Consider the following 16,940-nt stretch of genomic DNA (forward strand, 5'->3'; position numbering starts at 1 on the left):
CTTTCCGGGGCCACACCCGCAGATAGAGCCCATTGCCGGACCAGGCACCGCGTGGGACGGCCGGCCGTGATCCGGGCCGATCGATCGACAATGCGCGGCGCCCACCGGCCAGCCCGATCGACCTGACCGACCGGTCGGCTGGTTCAACGCGCTTCAGGTCGGTTCCGGCCCGTTCTGGCGAGCGCCTGAACCGATTACGGGGACACCCGAAGCCACCATCAGGCACCGCCAGAGGGTCATCAGCGGGTGCCTATCCGAGGGTCCGGCCGGCCGACCGCGTGAAATCCGCGACGAACGCGGGCGATCCGCCGCGAGGAGATGAATTGTGGGCACCGTTCTCTACCGCCTCGGCCGGTCCTGCCACCGGCATGGACGGACCGTTCTGGGGCTGTGGCTCGCTCTGCTCGCGCTGGCCGGCGCTGGCACCGCGGTGTCCGGCGGCTCGCTCGACCAGTCATTTCCACTGCGAACGGAGCAGGCGACACAGGCCGCGCTGACCGGGGCGGCGGCGCTGCCCGGAACAGACTCCCGGCGCGGGGCGGACCTGCTGCTGCAACGCCGGGCCCCGACCCGGGCCGACGCCGCGACCGCCCGGATCGTCTTCAGCCTGGACGAGCGAGCCGAGGCAGACGCGGCCGCCGGGGCAGACGCAGCCGCGAAGGCAGGCGCAGCCGCGGCGCTGACCGACTCCCCCTATCGAGCGGTGATCAGCAGGGTCGTCGCCGCGCTGGGCCGGGCTCTGCTGGTGGCACACGTCGGCGACCCATTCGCCGCCACCAGCGCCGAGGCCGCGCAGGCCGGCCTCTCCGGTGATGGCCGGACCGCCTACGCCCTCGTCACCTACCGCGTCACCAGCCCCGAACTGACGGCGCAGGCACGCGACGCGCTGCTGACCGCGGCCGAGCCCGCACGGGCGGCCGGCATCACGGTCGATGTCGCGGGCACCGCGGTGGCAGGGCACCATCCGCTGCTGGACACCCGGCCCTCCGGGCTGATCGGAGCGGCGGTCGTGCTCCTGCTCCTCACCGGCGTTCTCCTCGCGTTCGCCCGGACCGGCGCGGCGCTGGCCACCGGGCTCCCGCTGGCCGCGGGCCTGCTCGGCCTCGTCGTCAGCCTGGGCGGGATCGGGCTGGCAGTCGGCCTGGCCGGCCTCGGCCCGACGGCCGCCATGCCGGCGTTGGCAGTCGGTCTGGCCACCTCGGTCGGCTGCTCGTCGTACGTCCTGGCCAGGCTGAGACAGGAACTCGCCGCCGGGCACTCGGGCGCCGAGGCGGCGGGACGGACCCTGCGGACCGCCGGGTCGGACGTGATCCTCGTGGGCCTGTTCGCGATGCTCACCTCGAGCACACTCGTCCTGCCCCGGGTACCGGTCCTGACCGCCCTGGCACTGTCGACGGCCGGCGCGGTGGCCCTCTCCGTCTGCGTCGCGCTCACCCTCCCGACGGCCCTGCACGGAGCCGGCAGGGCCGGCCGCGCCGGGAGAGTCGGCCACGCCGGGAACGCCCAGGTGGCCCACGACACCCACCGCGATCACGGCGTGAGCGGGGAACACGGCGGGGGCAGCGCTCGGGTGATGGTCCGCCGGCCGCTGCCAGCGCTGCTGGGAAGCCTGGTCGTGCTCGCCGTCCTCGCGCTCGCGGTGCCCGGGCTGCGGCCGGGCCCGGCCGATGACGGTTCCGCCGGGCCGACGAGCACGCAGCGTCGCGCCCACGACCGGATCAGCACGGCCTTCGGGCCCGGGTTCAACGGCCCGCTGCTCATGGTGATCGAGGCGACGGGCGGGGCCGACCCCGTCGCGGCGGCCGGCCGGATCCGCCCGACGATCGCCGCGCTGACGGCGGTCGCCCTGGTCGACGAGCCACAGAAGCTGCCCGGAACCGACCTCGCGACGATGACCGTGATCCCGTTGACCGGCCCGGACGACCCGGCCACCGCGGACCTGCTGCGCGCCGTCCGCGAACACGCGGCGGCCCTCGCCGTCACGACCGGGGCGACGATCACCGTCACCGGCCCGACCGCGATCGACCTCGACGTCTCCCAGCGGCTCACCGCCGCGGTGCCGCTGTGCCTCGCCCTGCTCGGTGGGCTGACGGTCGCCCTGCTGATGCTGGCGCTGCGCGGTGTCGCGGTGGCGCTGCTGGTGGCGGCGGGTTCGCTGGCGACCGCGGCCGCGGCCCACGGTGCCGCGACCGCGGTGCTCCGGTGGGGCCCGCTCGCCGAGGCACTCGGGCTCAGGCCGGCCGGATCCGTCACCGCGGTCCTGCCGCTCCTCGTGGCCGGGCCGCTGAGCGGCCTCGCGACCGGCCACCTGCTGCTCGGGCTGTACCGCCTCCGGGCCGAGCGCCCACGGTCGGGACACCCACAATCACGGCATCCACGGTCGAGACGTCCCCACGACGCCGTCGCCGCCCGGTACCGGGAGGAAGGCCGGGCCGCCCTGGCCGTCGCCGCGGTCGCCGTCGTCGTCTTCGCCGGGCTCGCCCGGTCGACCGATCCGATCATCCGGACGACCGGTCTCGTCCTGGCCTTCGGGCTCCTGGTGAACGCGCTGGTGGTGCGCCTGGTGACCGTTCCGGCTGCGCTTGCCCTGCTCGAGCGCGGCGCCTGGTGGCATCCGCGCCTGCGCGGCCTGCCCGGCCTGCGCGGCCTGCCGGGTTCTCCGGATTCCTCGGATTCTCCGCGAGCGGCGCCGGCGGCACCGGCGGCGCCAGCCGGGGAGACCGAAGGGCACCACGCCTTCGATGAAGCTTCGGACATCCCGGAGGCGGACATCCCGGAGGCAGCCGGCCACCCGGGCGGCATCGGCCAGACCGGCCAGGGCGACCGCACCGGCCAGGCCGCCCAGGAGCTCGTCCGCTCCTGAGCGCCCGGTCAGATCTCCCGGTCAGATCTCCCGGTCGACGGTGAACCGCCGCAGGCGCAGGCTGTTGCCGACGACGAACAGCGAGCTCGCCGCCATCGCCGCGCCAGCCAGCATCGGGTTCAGCAGGCCCGCCGCCGCCAGCGGAAGTGCTGCGACGTTGTAGGCGAAGGCCCAGAACAGGTTGCCCTGGATGGTGGCGAGCGTCCGCCGCGCGAGCCGGATCGCGTCGGCGGCGGCCAGCAGGTCCCCGCTGACCAGCGTCAGGTCGCTCGCCTCGATGGCGACATCGGTGCCGGTGCCCATCGCGAGCCCCAGATCGGCCTGCGCGAGCGCGGCGGCGTCGTTGACGCCATCCCCCACCATGGCGACGACCCGCCTGCTCTCCTGCAGGCGCCGCACGACCTCGATCTTGTCCTCGGGCAGGACCTCGGCGATCACGTCATCGGGCGCGATCCCGACCTGGGCCGCGACGGTCGCGGCCACCGTGGCGTTGTCGCCTGTCAGCAGGATCGGACGCAGCCCCAGGCCACGCAGCTCACGGACGGCAGCGGCGGACGTCGGTCGAACCGCGTCGGCGACCGTGAGCACGCCGCGGGCCCGCCCGTCCCAGGACACCGCGACAGCGGTACGCCCCTCGGCCTCGGCGTCCCGGGCGACCTGGAGCAGCTCGGCCGGCAACGGCTGTGAGCACCCGTTGAGCAGCCTGGGCCGGCCGACCAGCACGGCATGCCCGTCCACCATGCCCCGGACCCCGAGGCCCGCCCGGTTGGCGAACTGGTCGACGGCGGGCAGCTCCTCGTCACGCCGGGCGGCCGCACCCGCCGCGGCCCTGGCGATCGCACGTGCCACCGGATGCTCGGAGGCCCGTTCCAGCGCACCGGCGAGCCGGAGCACCTCGTCGCGGTCCTCCCCCGGGACGGTCACGACGTCCTGCAGGGTCATCTCGCCGGTGGTGACCGTGCCCGTCTTGTCCAGGACGATCGTGTCGGCCCGCAGAGTCGACTCCAGCACCTCCGGCCCGCGGATGAGGATGCCGAGCTGCGCGCCGCGTCCCGTTCCGACCATGAGGGCGGTCGGCGTCGCGAGCCCCAGCGCGCAGGGGCAGGCGATGACGAGCACCGCCACGGCGGCGGTGAAGGCGTAGGTGAGCCCGCTGTCCCGGCCGGCCCAGTAGCCGAAGGTCGCGACGGCCAGGGCGACCACGACGGGGACGAACACACCCGCGACCCGGTCGGCGAGGCGCTGGACCGGTGCCTTGCCGTTCTGCGCCTGCTCCACGAGCCGACCGATCCGCGCGAGCTGGGTGTCGGCTCCGACCCTGGTGGCCCGTACGACGATCCGGCCGCCGGCGTTCACCGTGGCGCCGGTCACGGCGTCCCCGGGGCCGACCTCCACCGGTACCGACTCCCCGGTGAGCATCGAGGCGTCCACCGCGGACGTGCCTTCGACCACATTCCCGTCGGTCGCGATCTTCTCGCCGGGACGGACAACGAACAGATCACCCGCCCGGAGCTGGTCGATACCCACCCGTGACTCCCGGCCGTCGCGGAGAACGGCGACGTCACGGGCCCCGAGCGTCAGCAGGGCGCGCAGGGCCGAACCGGCTGCCCGCTTCGCCCTGGCCTCCAGGTACCGGCCGGTGAGGATGAAGGCGGTGACGCCGGACGCCACCTCCAGGTAGATGTTGCCCCCACCGCCCCCGTGGGTCACGGTGACACTGAATCCGTGGGTCATTCCGGGCTCGCCCGCGTCTCCGACGAACAACGCGTACAACGACCATCCGAACGCGGCCAGTGTGCCCATCGACACGAGCGTGTCCATCGTCGTCGTGCCGTGGCGCAGGTTGGTCCAGGCGGCCCGGTGGAAGGGCCAGGCGCCCCACAGCACGACGGGTGCGGCCAGCGTCAGCGACAGCCACTGCCAGTAGTCGAACTGCAGGGCCGGGATCATGGCGAGCGCCACCACCGGCACGGTCAGCGCGCCGACGACGATCAGCCGCTCGCGCAGCGCACGCACCCGGGCCTCGGCGGCACTGTCCCGCAGCTGGACGGCGCTCGGAGCCGGCGGGGCACCGTTCCCACCGACAGCAGGAGCACCACCGGTGTCCGCCGCGCCGCCCGCCGCCGCCGTGCCACCCGCGTCCGGCACGGCGCCGGCGTCCGCCGCGCCTTCGGCCGGACCCGGTTCGGCGGCTACGAGCTCAGGCGGGACCGATCCGGGCGTGGATCCGGCGTCAGCCTGCGGTGGCACCGGGGGTGGGGGTGGGGGCTGGACGGGCACCGGCGGCAACGCGGCCGCGTACCCGGCCGCCTCGACCTGGGCGACCAGGCGCTCGGCGGGCAACGCGGCCGGGAAGCTGACCTTCGCGATCTCCGTCGCGTAGTTGACCGTCGCCGTGACGCCCTCGATCTTGTTCAGCCTCCGCTCGACACGGGCCGCGCAGGACGCACAGGTCATCCCGCCGATGACCAGGTCGACCTCACGTCGTTCGGTGGCCAGCGGGCTCATCGGATCTCCCAAAGGGACATGGAGTGGGGGGCAGGGTCAGGGTCAGTGCACGTGCGCTGGGGTGGCGGTTCCCGCGGGCCGGGTCGGGCTGGTGGTCCGGGTCGGGCTGGTGGTCCGGCCCGCCGCGACGTCCATCGTGATCTCGGCGGTACGTACCTGCCCGCCATGCTTGAAGTCGAGGTAGAGCCGGTAGGAGCCGGTCGACGGAAACCGCGTCGCGAAGGACAGCTCCGGGCTTTCGTCCGCCGCGACCGACGCACCGTCGGTGTGGACATGGCCGTCGCCGTCGTTGTCGCCGCCCCCGTCGCCCGGATGGACGTGCAGGTAGGCGAGATCGCCCTGGCGGATCACCACCAGATGACCGAGCGCGCCGAGGTACTGCTCGAGATCGGTGACCGGCCGCCCGTTGTGCGCGACCGTGAAGGTGAGGGTGCTCGATTCACCCGGCTCCGCCCGCCCCTGCATCGTCACGCTGTAACCGCCCGTCAGCGTCACATTACGTGTCGGCTCGGGAAGTACGGCGGGACGAAGGTCGCCGGCCACAGTGAGGTCGGTACCCAGTGTGATCCCGTTCGTCGCTTCGGCGTGACTCCCGGTTCCCGTCGACGCCGGGACGAAGTCCACGAACACCCGGTAGACGCCCGCCGCGGCCAGCCGGAGCGGGACGCTCCACGTTCCGGCGGCGTCACGGGTCGGGTGCAGGTGCTGGTAGCCGGTGAGATCCCGCCGGACGACGATCAGGTGGAGGTCGGCGTCGTGGGCGCGGGTGAAGGCCGTCACGGGTCGGCCGTCGGCACCGAGGATGCGGAAGGTGTAGGCGCTCGAGCGCCCGGCGGGCCAGGTGAGCTCAGCGGGATCGAGCGTGTAGCCGCCGGCGGAGATGGCCAGGCCACCCACGGCGGCCGCACCGTCGCCGGTGCCGCCTGTACCTGCCGCGCCGCCCCCCGCTCCGGCGGAGATCCCCTGCCCGGCGCCGCCGGCTGGCCCCGCCGAGTCCTGCGACGGTCCGATCGTCGTCCCGACCACATAGGAGACACCGAAGAGCACAGCCAACGCGAGGCCGAACCCGCCGATCCGGGTCATAGCGTTCATCGTGCGTCCCTTCGCGCGGGCTATCGAACTACTCGTCCGTACGGTACATACCCCCAGGGGGTATAGGTCAACGATACGGGCGGATCGGTGGCGGCACTCTCACACCTTCGGACAGCGCCTCACGCGCTCTGGCCGCCATGCCCGCCGGGCGGTCCGGGCGGGCCGGGCTGCGCCGGAAGTGGCCTCGCGGCAGGATCCGGACGGCAGGGAAAGGACAACGCACTGTCCCGCTCGGTACTAACACAGGACGCCCGGGGCCCCGGCGAACGACAATAGGAACCTCCGACGTTCCGGGCACGGAGGCCCGGGGTGAAAGGAGGGCATTCCTTTGCCTGAGGATTCTCGACCCTTTCCGCCGGGCACCCTGCCCGCCCGGCTGAACCCGGCGCTGCGCCAGCAGCTTCTCGCCCTCGGGGGGATACGCCACTACCCACACGGTGAGATGCTGATGCGGGAGGCCGAGCCATACGGCGAGGTCATCCTGCTTCTGGACGGCTTCGTGAAGATCACCGCCAACGGCGAGGAGAACAGGCTCGCCTTCCTGGTCATCAGGTCACGGGGTGACATCCTGGGCGAGATCAGCGCGATGGAGCAGGACACTCACACCGGAACCGCCACGGCAGCCGGCCCCGTGGTGGGCCGGGCGATGAGCGCCGCGGCCTTTCGATCGTTCCTCGAACAGAATCCGCCCGCCGCTTTCGCGGTCGCCGAGCTGGTCGCGAACAAGCTGCGCAACTCGATCCGGCGCAGGGTGGAGCATGTCGACGGCTCCGTTCGTGGCCGACTCGCCCGGGTCCTCATCGAGCTGGCCACGCTTTGGGGCCGGCCAGCCGCCCGCGGGGTGCAGCTCGCCGTCGGTCTGAGCCAGCCCGAGCTCGCGGCACTGGTCGCCGCCGACGAGCGATCGGTCAACCGCGCTCTCGCCGAGCTACGGAACATGCAGGTCGTGGACGTCGGCTACCGACGGGTCATCGTCCTGGACCTCGAGGGCCTCGAACGAGTGGCTTTCGGAAACAACAATCGACCGGGCGGGTCCAGCAGCTGAAGACGTAGAAAACATCTGGCAAAGAGAACCACGGAAAACCCACCACCTGGAGTACCCAGGGCGTTCACATGATCGCTTTTTGCCCGGAGGTCGTCGGATTGGCCTGGATGGCCGGCCGGCCGGTCCGCGTGACGGGGGATGTCGCGCGGGCCCTGGAGATTACGCGCGGGCGGTTGCGGCCCTGTGGGCGAGGGCCCGCGGCGCGGCGGTGGGGGCCCGCGGCGCGGCGGTGGGGGCCCGCGGCGCGGAGCTTGTCGCACGGCGGCATGGTGACCCGCGGGTCCGCATGGTCCGGGGCAGACTGCTTCCACGCTGGGGCCGGCGGCCGGGTCCGACGTTCGCCCGACCGGCCGACCACGATTCTCTCCATCGCCGCGCGTGGCCGAAGCGGCCGGTCTCACTCCTGCGGAACGGCACCGAGCAAGATCATTTAATCGTTCATGCGGGTGAGGCTCCCGCGGCTCGCGCTCCACGAACGCGGCTGGGCCTGAGCGCGGCGGCCCGGGTGGGCGAGTCCGCAAGAGTGAAGGATTTTGGTCGTTCCGACAACCAAGATCCTTCACTCTTGCGGATTACCAAGCGGCCCCGCATCCCTTTTGCGCCACTTGTGGCGATTCCTGGTGCTGCGTGGCGGTGCGGGATACCCGGTGGGTGGCCGGGTGACGGGTCCGGCCAGGCAGCCGGCCGGCGCTGACGACACCGGTCGACTGCCTACCCGTTCAGCCGCCCCTGGGCCAGGCGGCCCCAGCACTCGGACCGGGTGGCCACGGTTACTGGTCGGCAACCGTCACTGGTTGGCAACCACCACCAGCCGGCCCGGCCCCGGCGAACCCGACCCCGGCGAGCCTGGCGACCCCGGCGAGCCCGCCGTTCGAAAGGCCTCGGCTCAGGCCACAGGCGCCACAGCGGCACCGGCAGCGGCCCCCGGAACGGGGCCGGCGCCGAGCTCACTCGCGAACCATTCGATGGTCCGCAGCAGCCCGTCACGCACGTCGATCACCGGCTCCCAGTCGAGCTGGCGTCGCGCGAGGGTGATGTCCGGCCGACGCACCATGGGGTCGTCTCCCGGCCGGGGAATGAACTCGATGGGCACGTCGGCGCCGATGAGCTCGACCACGAGCCGAGCGGTGTCGATGATGGACATCTCGTGCGGGTTACCGAGGTTCACGGGGCCGGACAGGCCGCTGCGCAGCATCCGCACGATGCCTTCGACGAGGTCGTCGACGTAACAGACCGAACGAGTCTGCAGACCGTCCCCGGCCACCGTGACGGGCTCGCCGCGCAGGGCCTGCGAGACGAACGCGGGAATGGCCCGGCCGTCATCGGTCCGCATCCGCGGGCCGTAGGTGTTGAAAATACGGATGATCGCCGTGTCGATCCCGTGCCGGTTGCGGTACGCGGTGGTCAGGGCCTCGGCGAAACGCTTCGCCTCGTCGTACATGCTGCGCGGCCCGATCGGGTTGACGTGCCCCCAGTAGGACTCCTCCTGCGGGTGCACCAACGGGTCGCCGTAGACCTCCGAGGTGGAGGCGAGCAGGAAACGCGCGCCCTTGCTGCGAGCGAGGTCCAGGGCGTGGAGGGTGCCGTGCGAACCCGCCTTCAGCGTCTCGATGGGATATCTCGCGTAGTCGAGCGGCGACGCCGGCGACGCGAACTCCAGGATTGCGTCGACCGTACCCGGCACGGTCATCTGCTCAGAGACATCCTGCTCAAGCAGCTCGAAGCCGGGCCGGCCGAGCAGGTGCTCGATGTTGTTCTTCCTGCCGGTCAGGTAGTTGTCGACGCAGACGACTTCCTCACCGTCGTCAAGCAGCCGATCACACAGATGACTTCCGAGAAAGCCCGCGCCTCCCGCGACGACGACACGCATAGCCGAAAACCCCCAGTACTGTCTACTCAAACAAATTCCGACGGACTGCCTGGCGCCTACTGCCAGTCACCAGTCAGCCACAGCAGCGGGGCGTCCGGTGGGCCCGAACCACGAGACGATCTAGCCGCGGCCCCGGGCTGGACCGTGAACCTGGTGACGAGCGATCGCCTTGAGGTATACCTCCTCGCGGCGTGCCGCGATGACGTCGGGGTTGAGTTCGGCGGTGCCCGCCCGGCCGCGCAGACCGACCGTGGCCGCGTGAGCTGCGTCTGTCAGGAACGGCTCCAACGCATCGGCCATCGCGTCCGGATTCTCCGGCGGCACGACGGCGCCGCCGTTCCAGCGCGCAACCCAGGCCGAGACGCCGGTCGTCGCGGTGGCGACCACCGGGCGCGCGGAGGCCATTCCCTCCAGCCCCGCGATGGAGAAGCTCTCGAACCGGCTCGGCACCACGACCACACGCGCCTCCCCGTAGAGGCCGGGGAGATCGGTGCGCGCCACGTGGCCGTCGAAGCGGACCGGAACGCCCAGCTCGGCCGCCCTGCGCTCCAGCCAGGTCCCGGTCTCGACACCGTCGACCCGGCCGGACGACTTCCCGACGAAGATGACCTTGGCGTCGATTCCCCGCTTCTGCAGGCGGGACGTCGCGTCGAGCAGCACGTCGAGGCCCTTGCGCCATTCCAGGCGGCCCACGACCACGAGGTTGGGCCCGGTGTGCTCCGCCGTCGGAACCTCGGCGAACGACGCGTTCTCGAACGGGTACGGGATCACGTCGACGTCGGTGTCCGGCCGCAGCCAGTCGAGGTCGCGCAGCGTGTCGACGAGAAGCTGCGACGGCGAGGTCCGCGCGTCGGCGCGCAGCGCCGAGAACCGGTCGACCTTGTCCGCGATCTCACCCTTGCGGGTCAGCTCCGGATCACGCATCCGGACGTCCATCATCGTGGGCGTGTGGAGGTGGATCACCAGCGGAGTACGCCGGCCGAGCGCGGTGAACAGGCCGCGCGTCTCGCCGTCCTGGGTCTCGATGACGTCGGGCCTGATACCGCTCTGGCGCAGCCAGAACCCGTATGACACCGCCAGTGAGGCCCGCAGCGACAACGAATCCCGCGGGTGGTCCCGACCGGTGATCAGTTTTGCGGCGGGCCCTAGGTAGCGCGTTACCGGCGCCCGCAGCAACGGACGGCGGTGAACGTGCACGCCGTCGAAGACATCATCACGAACAGCGCGCCCCTGCGTGCACAGCACATGAACCTCGTGCCCCCGCCGCGCCAACGCGTGCGCGATGTCGTGCGTGTACACGCCAGCACCATCCCAGATGACTGGTGGGTACTGTTCGCACAAAAAAGCAATCCGCATGCACAACTCCAGGCGACCGTCAGGCCATGTATCTCCGGGAGGCACATGGTAGTACCGATGCCTGGGCTACCGATCGGCACCCACCACCAATCCCACGTCAATACCCTGACGTTAGGGACGGGTACATCTACTCGCTTGTAGAAGGTCCGGAGGACTTCCCTGGAAATTCTCCGCTCCGTATTCGAAACAAGCCTGGACGCACCCATTGCAGCGCCGGGGGAACAAGCCGCCACAAGGAAGAACGACGCAGCGCGGCGCCGTGTTCGGCGGCCCCACCGGACCGCCGGGAGCGCCGCATCCGACCGGGGGCCGAACCATTCCCCCAGCCACCGAAGGGCCGTCACAGGGACCACCGGAAAACACTATCCGCTACCTGTCACACACCCTCGGCTCCCACCGGGCCGCGCCGCGGCGGCCGGGGCACCTGGGCGCCACCACGCATCGTGATCCGCGCCACGTCGGCGGCCGAGGAACACCGGGCCGGCCGCGCGGGATCGCGGCCGCTTCGCGCACCTCGCCCGCGGGCAGAATGGGGTGTGCCCCCCGAGAGCCCGGACCCGGAACAGGAACAGGATGTGAACCTGGTCCTCGCCGCCGTGGGGCCACGCCTGCGCGCGCTGCGCAGGCAGCGCGGCCGGACACTCCCCGAGGTGTCACGCAGCACCGGCATCTCGGTCAGCACGCTGTCCCGTCTGGAGTCCGGCCAGCGCCGGCTCACCTTGGAACTGCTGCTTCCGCTTGCCCGGGCCTACCAGACCCCGCTGGACGAACTGGTCGGGTTGCGTCCCGCCGCGGACCCCCGGGTGCTCCCCCGGCCGGTCGAGCGAGCCGGGCTCGCCTTCGTCCCGCTGACCAGGCGACCCGGCGGGCTGCAGGCATTCAAGATGATCATTCCGGCGGGGTGGCCCCTCTGCGCGGAGGAGCCGCAGAGCCACGAGGGATACGAGTGGGTCTATGTGCTCGCCGGGCGGCTGCGGCTGACTCTGGGCAGCCAGACCGTGGTGCTGACGGCCGGTGAGGTGGCCGAGTTCGACACCCACCTCCCGCATGCTTTCAGCAATCCGGGGCCCGGCCCGGTGGAGGCGATCAGCATCTTCGGGCCGCAGGGCGAGCGCCTGCACGTCCGGGCCCGGCCGGCGAGGGCTTCCGCTGCCCGCGGCGAGCCGGCCCACGGCGCGCCAGCCCACAGCGCGCCAGCCCCGGACAGGTCGGCCAGGCCAGACAGGCCAGCACAGGGCGAGTCAGCCGGCGCCGACCGCTCCGTATAGCCGCGAGTAGGCGCCGCCGTCGGCGAGCAGCCCACCGTGGGTGCCTTCCTCGACGACCTGCCCGTGGTCCATGACGTAGATGCGGTCGGCGTCGCGGACCGTGGAGAGGCGGTGCGCGATCACCAGGCAGGTCCGGCCGATGGCAAGCCGGTCGAGCGCGGCCCGCACGGCCGCCTCGGAGACGGTGTCCAGCGCGGAGGTGGCCTCGTCGAGCACCAGCACCCGCGGTGCTTGAAGCAGCACCCGGGCGATGGCGAGCCGTTGCCGCTCCCCTCCGGAAAGCCGGTAGCCGCGGGCACCGACCCGGGTCGCGAGGCCCTCGGGAAGGCGGTCGAGCAGTGCCGAGAGATGCGCCGCGTCCAGAGCCTCGCGCAGCTCGTCATCGGTGGCGTCGAGCCTGCCGTAGCGCAGGTTGGCGGCGATGGTGTCATGGAACAGGTGCGGGTCCTGCGGGACGACGCCGACCAGCGCGTGCAGCTCGGCGGCGGGCATCTCGGCCAGATCCCGCCCGCCGAGCCGGACGGTTCCGCGCTGGGGCCGGTGAATGCCGCTCGCGAGATAGGTGATGGTCGTCTTGCCGGCACCGCTCGCACCGACGACGGCCGTGGTCGTGCCCGCCGCCGCCCGCAACGTGACACCCCGAAGGTTCCACGCCTCGTCCTCGGACGCCTGACCGGGCACAGCGCGGCCGGGAGCAGCGCGGCCGGGAGCAGCGCCGTCGGGGTCCGGCGTCGCCCGGTCGTAGGAGAACCAGACGTCGTCCAGGCTGAGGTCAAGGGCCTGGGCCCGCGTCCGCGGCCCCGCCGGCTCAGGCCCACGGGCGCCGACCCGGGCCACCGTTCCCTCCCGCGGCACCGCCCGGGCGGTGGGCGCTCCACCGACGGGACGGCTGCCGGCGGGAGGGCTGCCCGTGTGAAGGCCGCCGCTGTGACCACTGCCGGCGGGCTCGCCGTCGGTGGGGAGGTCGAGCAGGGCGAAGATCCGCCGGAACGAGGCTCCGGCCGACGACAGCTCCGACTTCAGCTCGACCGCCGACGCCAGCGGCCCGAAGGAGACCAGCAGGGCACCGCCGAGCGCCGCGACGGTGCCGAGCGTGGTGCGTCCGGTCGACACCAGCCAGGCACCCAGCGCAACGACGACGATCATCGTCACGACGATGCCGAGGTTGACCACGAGCCGTACCCGGGAGGTCAGCCGGGCCTGCTCCCGGGCCGCTGCCAGCAGTGCCTCGCCAGCCTCCTCGAACCGGGCGCACTCGTAGTCGGCCCGGTCGAACAGCCGGACGTGCAGGGCACCCGATACGGACGAGGTGTCCGCCACCTGGGCCATCAGCTGGCCGTCGAGCTCACGCTGGCGCTGGGACAGCACCGCGAGACGCCGCCGGCCCGCCTTCATGATCAGCAAGGTGGCCGGGGCGAACACCATCACCGCGAGGCTGAGACGCCAGTCGAGCACGAACACGACGGTCAGTCCGACGGCGATGTCCGCCACCCGGCAGACGACCGCCTGCACGATCGCCGAGATCGCGTACTGCGCGGAGACCACATCGGTGGACATCACCGTCATGACCTCGCCCTGCTGGCTGCGCGGGAAGAAGCCGAACGGCAGGTGCTGCAGGCGTGCGTTGACGGCCTGCCGCATCCGCACCGTGATCACCGCGCCGAGCCTGGCGATCAGCGCCATCCGGGTCGCCAGTACCGCCGACTCGAACACCAGCAGCGCGCACAGCAGCAGCACCGGGGCGACCAGGTCCTCGATCCGGCCGGTGGGCAGGGACCGGTCGATCAGGTGGCGCAGCAGGAACGGGCCCGCCGCGACCGCCACCGAGCCGATGACCGACAGACCGACCAGGGCGGTGACGACCCGGCCCTGGTCGGCGAAGAACGCCAGGCTCCGCGCGGCTTCCCCGGTGCCGGTCAGCCGAGCGACCACCTGGGCGTGCAGCCTGGTCACCCGGGTGGGCGGAACGGACCGTTGCGAAGGAAGCACGACGCCAGACACCACGACGCCAGACACTATGCCGCCCACGCCGTCCCATCGCCGCCTCCCCCGCCCGGTCCACGGGCTCCCCCACCCAGCCCGGGCAGAGGTGGTGATCAGGTCAGGTCAGGTCGGCATCGGCGTGAGGCGGGCGTGCAGGTCCGCGGCGAGGGCCGCGGCGTGTGGCTCGTTGAGCATCGTGTGGTGCTCGCCGGGGACCGTGACGACGGTGGTGTCACCGGTCAGGTGGCGGCTCCATCCGTCCCGTGCCGTGTCGTTGTTGTCCTCGGCGAGGTAGAGCAGGGTGCGGCCGGCGTAAGGGCGCACCTGGTAGGAACGGCTGACGACCCGGGCATGGTCGAAGAACGCGTCGAACTGGGAGAGGCCGGAGAAGCGGACGAGACCGGTGAGCGGCAGACGGGCTGCCTTGCGGACCTTCGACACGCTGGGCAGCAGCCGCTTCCACGGCGCCGGGGAGCGATCGGGACTGCGGGTGCCGGGCACGGTGCCGACCGCAGCGCCCCCTGGGGAGCGGGCACCGGAGCGGGCACCGGCCGCGGGCGCGTTCGCGTCGGCTGCGGCGGCCGCATCGGCGCCGGCCCCGCGTGCTGCCGGGGGCAGCCGGCTGTCGAGCAGCGCCAGCAGGGCGACCTCGGCCCCGGCGTCGGTGAGCAGGTGGGCCATCTCCAGCGCGACGAGGCCACCGAAGGAGAATCCGACGAGGTGGTAGGGCCCGTCGGGCTGGACCAGCCGGAGCACCTCGAGGTGGCGGCGGGCATGACGCTCGACGCTCCAGTCGGGGAACGCCCGGTTCTCCAGGCCCTGGGCCTGAAAGCCGTAGACGCGGCGGCCGGCGCCGAGACGGCGGGCGAGCGCGACGAAGTTGATGGCGAGGCCTCCGGCACCCGCGACGCAGAACAACGGCGGCCCGGACCCCTCGGTGCTCAGCGGGACGCAGGTCGGATGGGTGGGCAGCGCCCGGTGGGCCGCCGCGACCCGCGCGGCCAGGGCCTCTACGGTGGGTGCCTGCGCCAGGGTGGAGGTCGGCAGGCGCACTCCCAGCCGGGCCGAGATGTCGCTCAGCAGCTGTTGGGCCAGCAGCGAGTCACCGCCGAGCTCGACGAAGTCGTCGTCGAGACCGACATCGTCAACCTTGAGGGTCTGCGCGAACAGGTCGCGCACGGCGATCTCCCAATGGCTGCGGTCGGTCGGCGCGCGGCCCGGCGCCCGCGGTGGCGGCTCGGGCAGCGACGTCCGGTCGATCTTGCCTCGCTCGTTGCGGGGCAGCTCGTTGAGCAGCACCACCGAGGCGGGCACCATGTAGGCGGGCAGCTTCTCCCGCAGCAGGCCGCGGACCATGACCGCGGCTGCCTTGACCGTGCCGGCGCACACCACGTAGGCGACCAGCCGCGGGGGCTGGTCCGCCGGGCGCCGGGCCACGACCACGGCCTCCACGATGTCCGGCGAGGTCAGCAGCGCGGCTTCGATCTCGGCCGGCTCGACCAGGTAGCCGCGGATCTTCACCGCGGTGTCGGCGCGGCCCAGCAGCTCGATGCACCCGTCGGGACGTCGCCGCGCGAGATCACCGGCCCGGTAGGTGACCATCGGCCCGGCCGCGCCGGAATCGAGATCGCCGCGGGCGGGACGGAAACGGTCGGCGGTCATCCCGGCCGCGTTCCAGTAGCCGCCGGAAAGGTAGCGGGAGGTGACCGACAGCTGCCCGCTGGCGCCGTCGGGCAGCGATTCACCGGCCTCGTCGACGATGTCGATGTCCTTGCCGTCGACGGCCCATCCCGCCGGCAGCGGCCCGGTGGGAATCTCGTCATCGGACCGCACCGGAAAGAACGCCAGGGACGCGGTCTCCGTCGAGCCGGACCAGTTGTAGAACGTGCACGTTGCGGGCAGATGCGCGCGCAGCGCGGCCACCTCGCGGCCGTAGACGGCCTCGCCGGAGCTGGTCACCGCGCGCAGGCTGCCCAGGACACACCCGGGCTCCGCGGCGCCGGTCAGGGCCCGGATGAGTGACGGGGTGAGATGCAGGGTGGAGATTCCGCGGTCGAGCAGCCATCCGGGCAGCGCCGCGATCCCCCGGGTGCGCGGGTCGAGCGCGTGCAGGGTGGCGCCGACCAGCAGCCCCCAGAACATGACGGTGATGCCGGCCGCGAACGCGACCGGCAGGACCAGCGCGACCTGGTCCGTGGCGTTCATGCCGACCACGTCGATCCCGGCGCGCAGCTCGTGCAGCACCGTCTGGTTCCGCCAGACGACCCCTTTGGGGACACCGGTGGACCCGGAGCTGAAGACGACGAAGGCCGGATCCGCGGGCAGTGCGAACCACCCCGGCAGCGGATCCTCCGACACCGCCCCCGAATCCGCCGCCGAGTCGCCCGCGGCGGGAACCGGGCCGGACGCAGCTCCCTGCTCGCAGACGGCTCCGGCGGGGTCGAGGAGCACGGCCTGGACCGGTCCGGCCGCGGCGAGAAGACCCTGGTGCCGGGTGTCGGTCAGGCAGGTGGTGACGCCGGCGAGCTCGAGGATCTGCCCGAGCCGGGCCGGCGGCAGCACCGGGTCCAGCGGGACGAACGGCCGGCCGGCCTTCAGCACGCCGAGCATCGCGACCGTCGCGGGAACACCCTGCTCCAGCAGGATGCCGACCGGGCTCGCGACGCCATCCACGCCATCCACGCCGTTGACGCCTTTGACGCCTTTGACGCCTTCCATGCGGCCACCGGAGCCGACCAGCAGCCGGGCCAGCGCGGACGAGCGCCAGTCCAGGTCGGCATAGGTCAACGCGGTCGCGTCATCACATATCGCAAGCACGTCCGTACGGGCCGCGACGATTCGCGAGAATCGAGCCACGATCGACGGGTAGGGCGCCTCGAGACCGGCTGCCGGGATGACCAAGGGCTGTGTGCCCACCATTTCTCAGCTTCCCCGCCCATCTGCTCTGTTCACGGC

9 protein-coding genes are annotated in these 16,940 nt (G+C 72.4%); 3 read left to right on the plus strand and 6 right to left on the minus strand.

What is annotated here, in order from left to right; genetic code table 11:
- Positions 1-325: 325 nt before the first annotated feature.
- Complete coding sequence (locus ACG83_RS07800; RefSeq protein WP_054565533.1) at positions 326-2,863, plus strand: MMPL family transporter; 2,538 nt, start codon at positions 326-328, stop codon at positions 2,861-2,863.
- A gap of 21 nt (positions 2,864-2,884) precedes the next feature.
- On the opposite strand, the gene ACG83_RS07805 is transcribed toward ACG83_RS07800, so the two are convergent.
- Together ACG83_RS07805 and ACG83_RS07810 are read right to left on the minus strand one after the other, a co-directional pair.
- On the minus strand, positions 2,885-5,371 hold the full coding sequence (locus tag ACG83_RS07805) for a cation-translocating P-type ATPase (RefSeq protein WP_054565534.1): 2,487 nt from the start codon (positions 5,369-5,371) through the stop codon (positions 2,885-2,887).
- Between the two features lie 42 nt (positions 5,372-5,413).
- A complete protein-coding gene (locus ACG83_RS07810) occupies positions 5,414-6,463 on the minus strand; it encodes a hypothetical protein (protein WP_054565535.1) in 1,050 nt (349 codons plus the stop codon).
- A gap of 328 nt (positions 6,464-6,791) precedes the next feature.
- On the opposite strand from ACG83_RS07810, the gene ACG83_RS07815 reads away from it, so the two are divergent.
- Positions 6,792-7,508 (plus strand): Crp/Fnr family transcriptional regulator, encoded by a 717-nt coding sequence (locus tag ACG83_RS07815; protein WP_063793026.1) that lies wholly within the window; start codon positions 6,792-6,794, stop codon positions 7,506-7,508.
- 886 nt (positions 7,509-8,394) lie between these two features.
- On the opposite strand, the gene ACG83_RS07820 is transcribed toward ACG83_RS07815, so the two are convergent.
- Together ACG83_RS07820 and ACG83_RS07825 are read right to left on the minus strand one after the other, a co-directional pair.
- Entirely contained in the window at positions 8,395-9,378 is a 984-nt protein-coding gene (locus tag ACG83_RS07820) for a UDP-glucuronic acid decarboxylase family protein (protein WP_054565536.1), read from the minus strand.
- Between the two features lie 120 nt (positions 9,379-9,498).
- Entirely contained in the window at positions 9,499-10,734 is a 1,236-nt protein-coding gene (locus tag ACG83_RS07825; RefSeq protein WP_054565537.1) for a glycosyltransferase family 4 protein, read from the minus strand.
- A 536-nt stretch (positions 10,735-11,270) separates the two neighbouring features.
- On the opposite strand from ACG83_RS07825, the gene ACG83_RS07830 reads away from it, so the two are divergent.
- Positions 11,271-12,002: a helix-turn-helix domain-containing protein gene (locus ACG83_RS07830; RefSeq protein WP_235497777.1), complete on the plus strand. Its 732-nt coding sequence runs from the start codon at positions 11,271-11,273 to the stop codon at positions 12,000-12,002.
- Here the strand turns inward: ACG83_RS07830 and ACG83_RS07835 are convergent.
- Both ACG83_RS07835 and ACG83_RS07840 read right to left on the minus strand, forming a co-directional pair.
- Positions 11,976-13,991, minus strand: a complete 2,016-nt coding sequence (locus ACG83_RS07835; RefSeq protein WP_235497779.1) for an ABC transporter ATP-binding protein — start codon at positions 13,989-13,991, stop codon at positions 11,976-11,978. The genes ACG83_RS07830 and ACG83_RS07835 overlap by 27 nt on opposite strands.
- 117 nt (positions 13,992-14,108) lie before the next feature.
- Positions 14,109-16,904, minus strand: a complete 2,796-nt coding sequence (locus ACG83_RS07840; protein WP_054565538.1) for an alpha/beta fold hydrolase — start codon at positions 16,902-16,904, stop codon at positions 14,109-14,111.
- Positions 16,905-16,940 lie beyond the last annotated feature (36 nt).

This window comes from Frankia sp. R43 (assembly GCF_001306465.1).
GTDB classification, from domain to species: domain Bacteria; phylum Actinomycetota; class Actinomycetes; order Frankiales; family Frankiaceae; genus Parafrankia; species Parafrankia irregularis.

What these genes read in the sequence shown, in the direction of transcription:
- ACG83_RS07805 (WP_054565534.1), bottom strand. Translation starts at nt 5,371, where the DNA reads ATGAGCCCGCTGGCCACCGAACGACGTGAGGTCGACCTGGTCATCGGC.
- ACG83_RS07810 (WP_054565535.1), bottom strand. Translation starts at nt 6,463, where the DNA reads ATGAACGCTATGACCCGGATCGGCGGGTTCGGCCTCGCGTTGGCTGTG.
- ACG83_RS07820 (WP_054565536.1), bottom strand. Translation starts at nt 9,378, where the DNA reads ATGCGTGTCGTCGTCGCGGGAGGCGCGGGCTTTCTCGGAAGTCATCTG.
- ACG83_RS07825 (WP_054565537.1), bottom strand. Translation starts at nt 10,734, where the DNA reads ATGCGGATTGCTTTTTTGTGCGAACAGTACCCACCAGTCATCTGGGAT.
- ACG83_RS07840 (WP_054565538.1), bottom strand. Translation starts at nt 16,904, where the DNA reads ATGGTGGGCACACAGCCCTTGGTCATCCCGGCAGCCGGTCTCGAGGCG.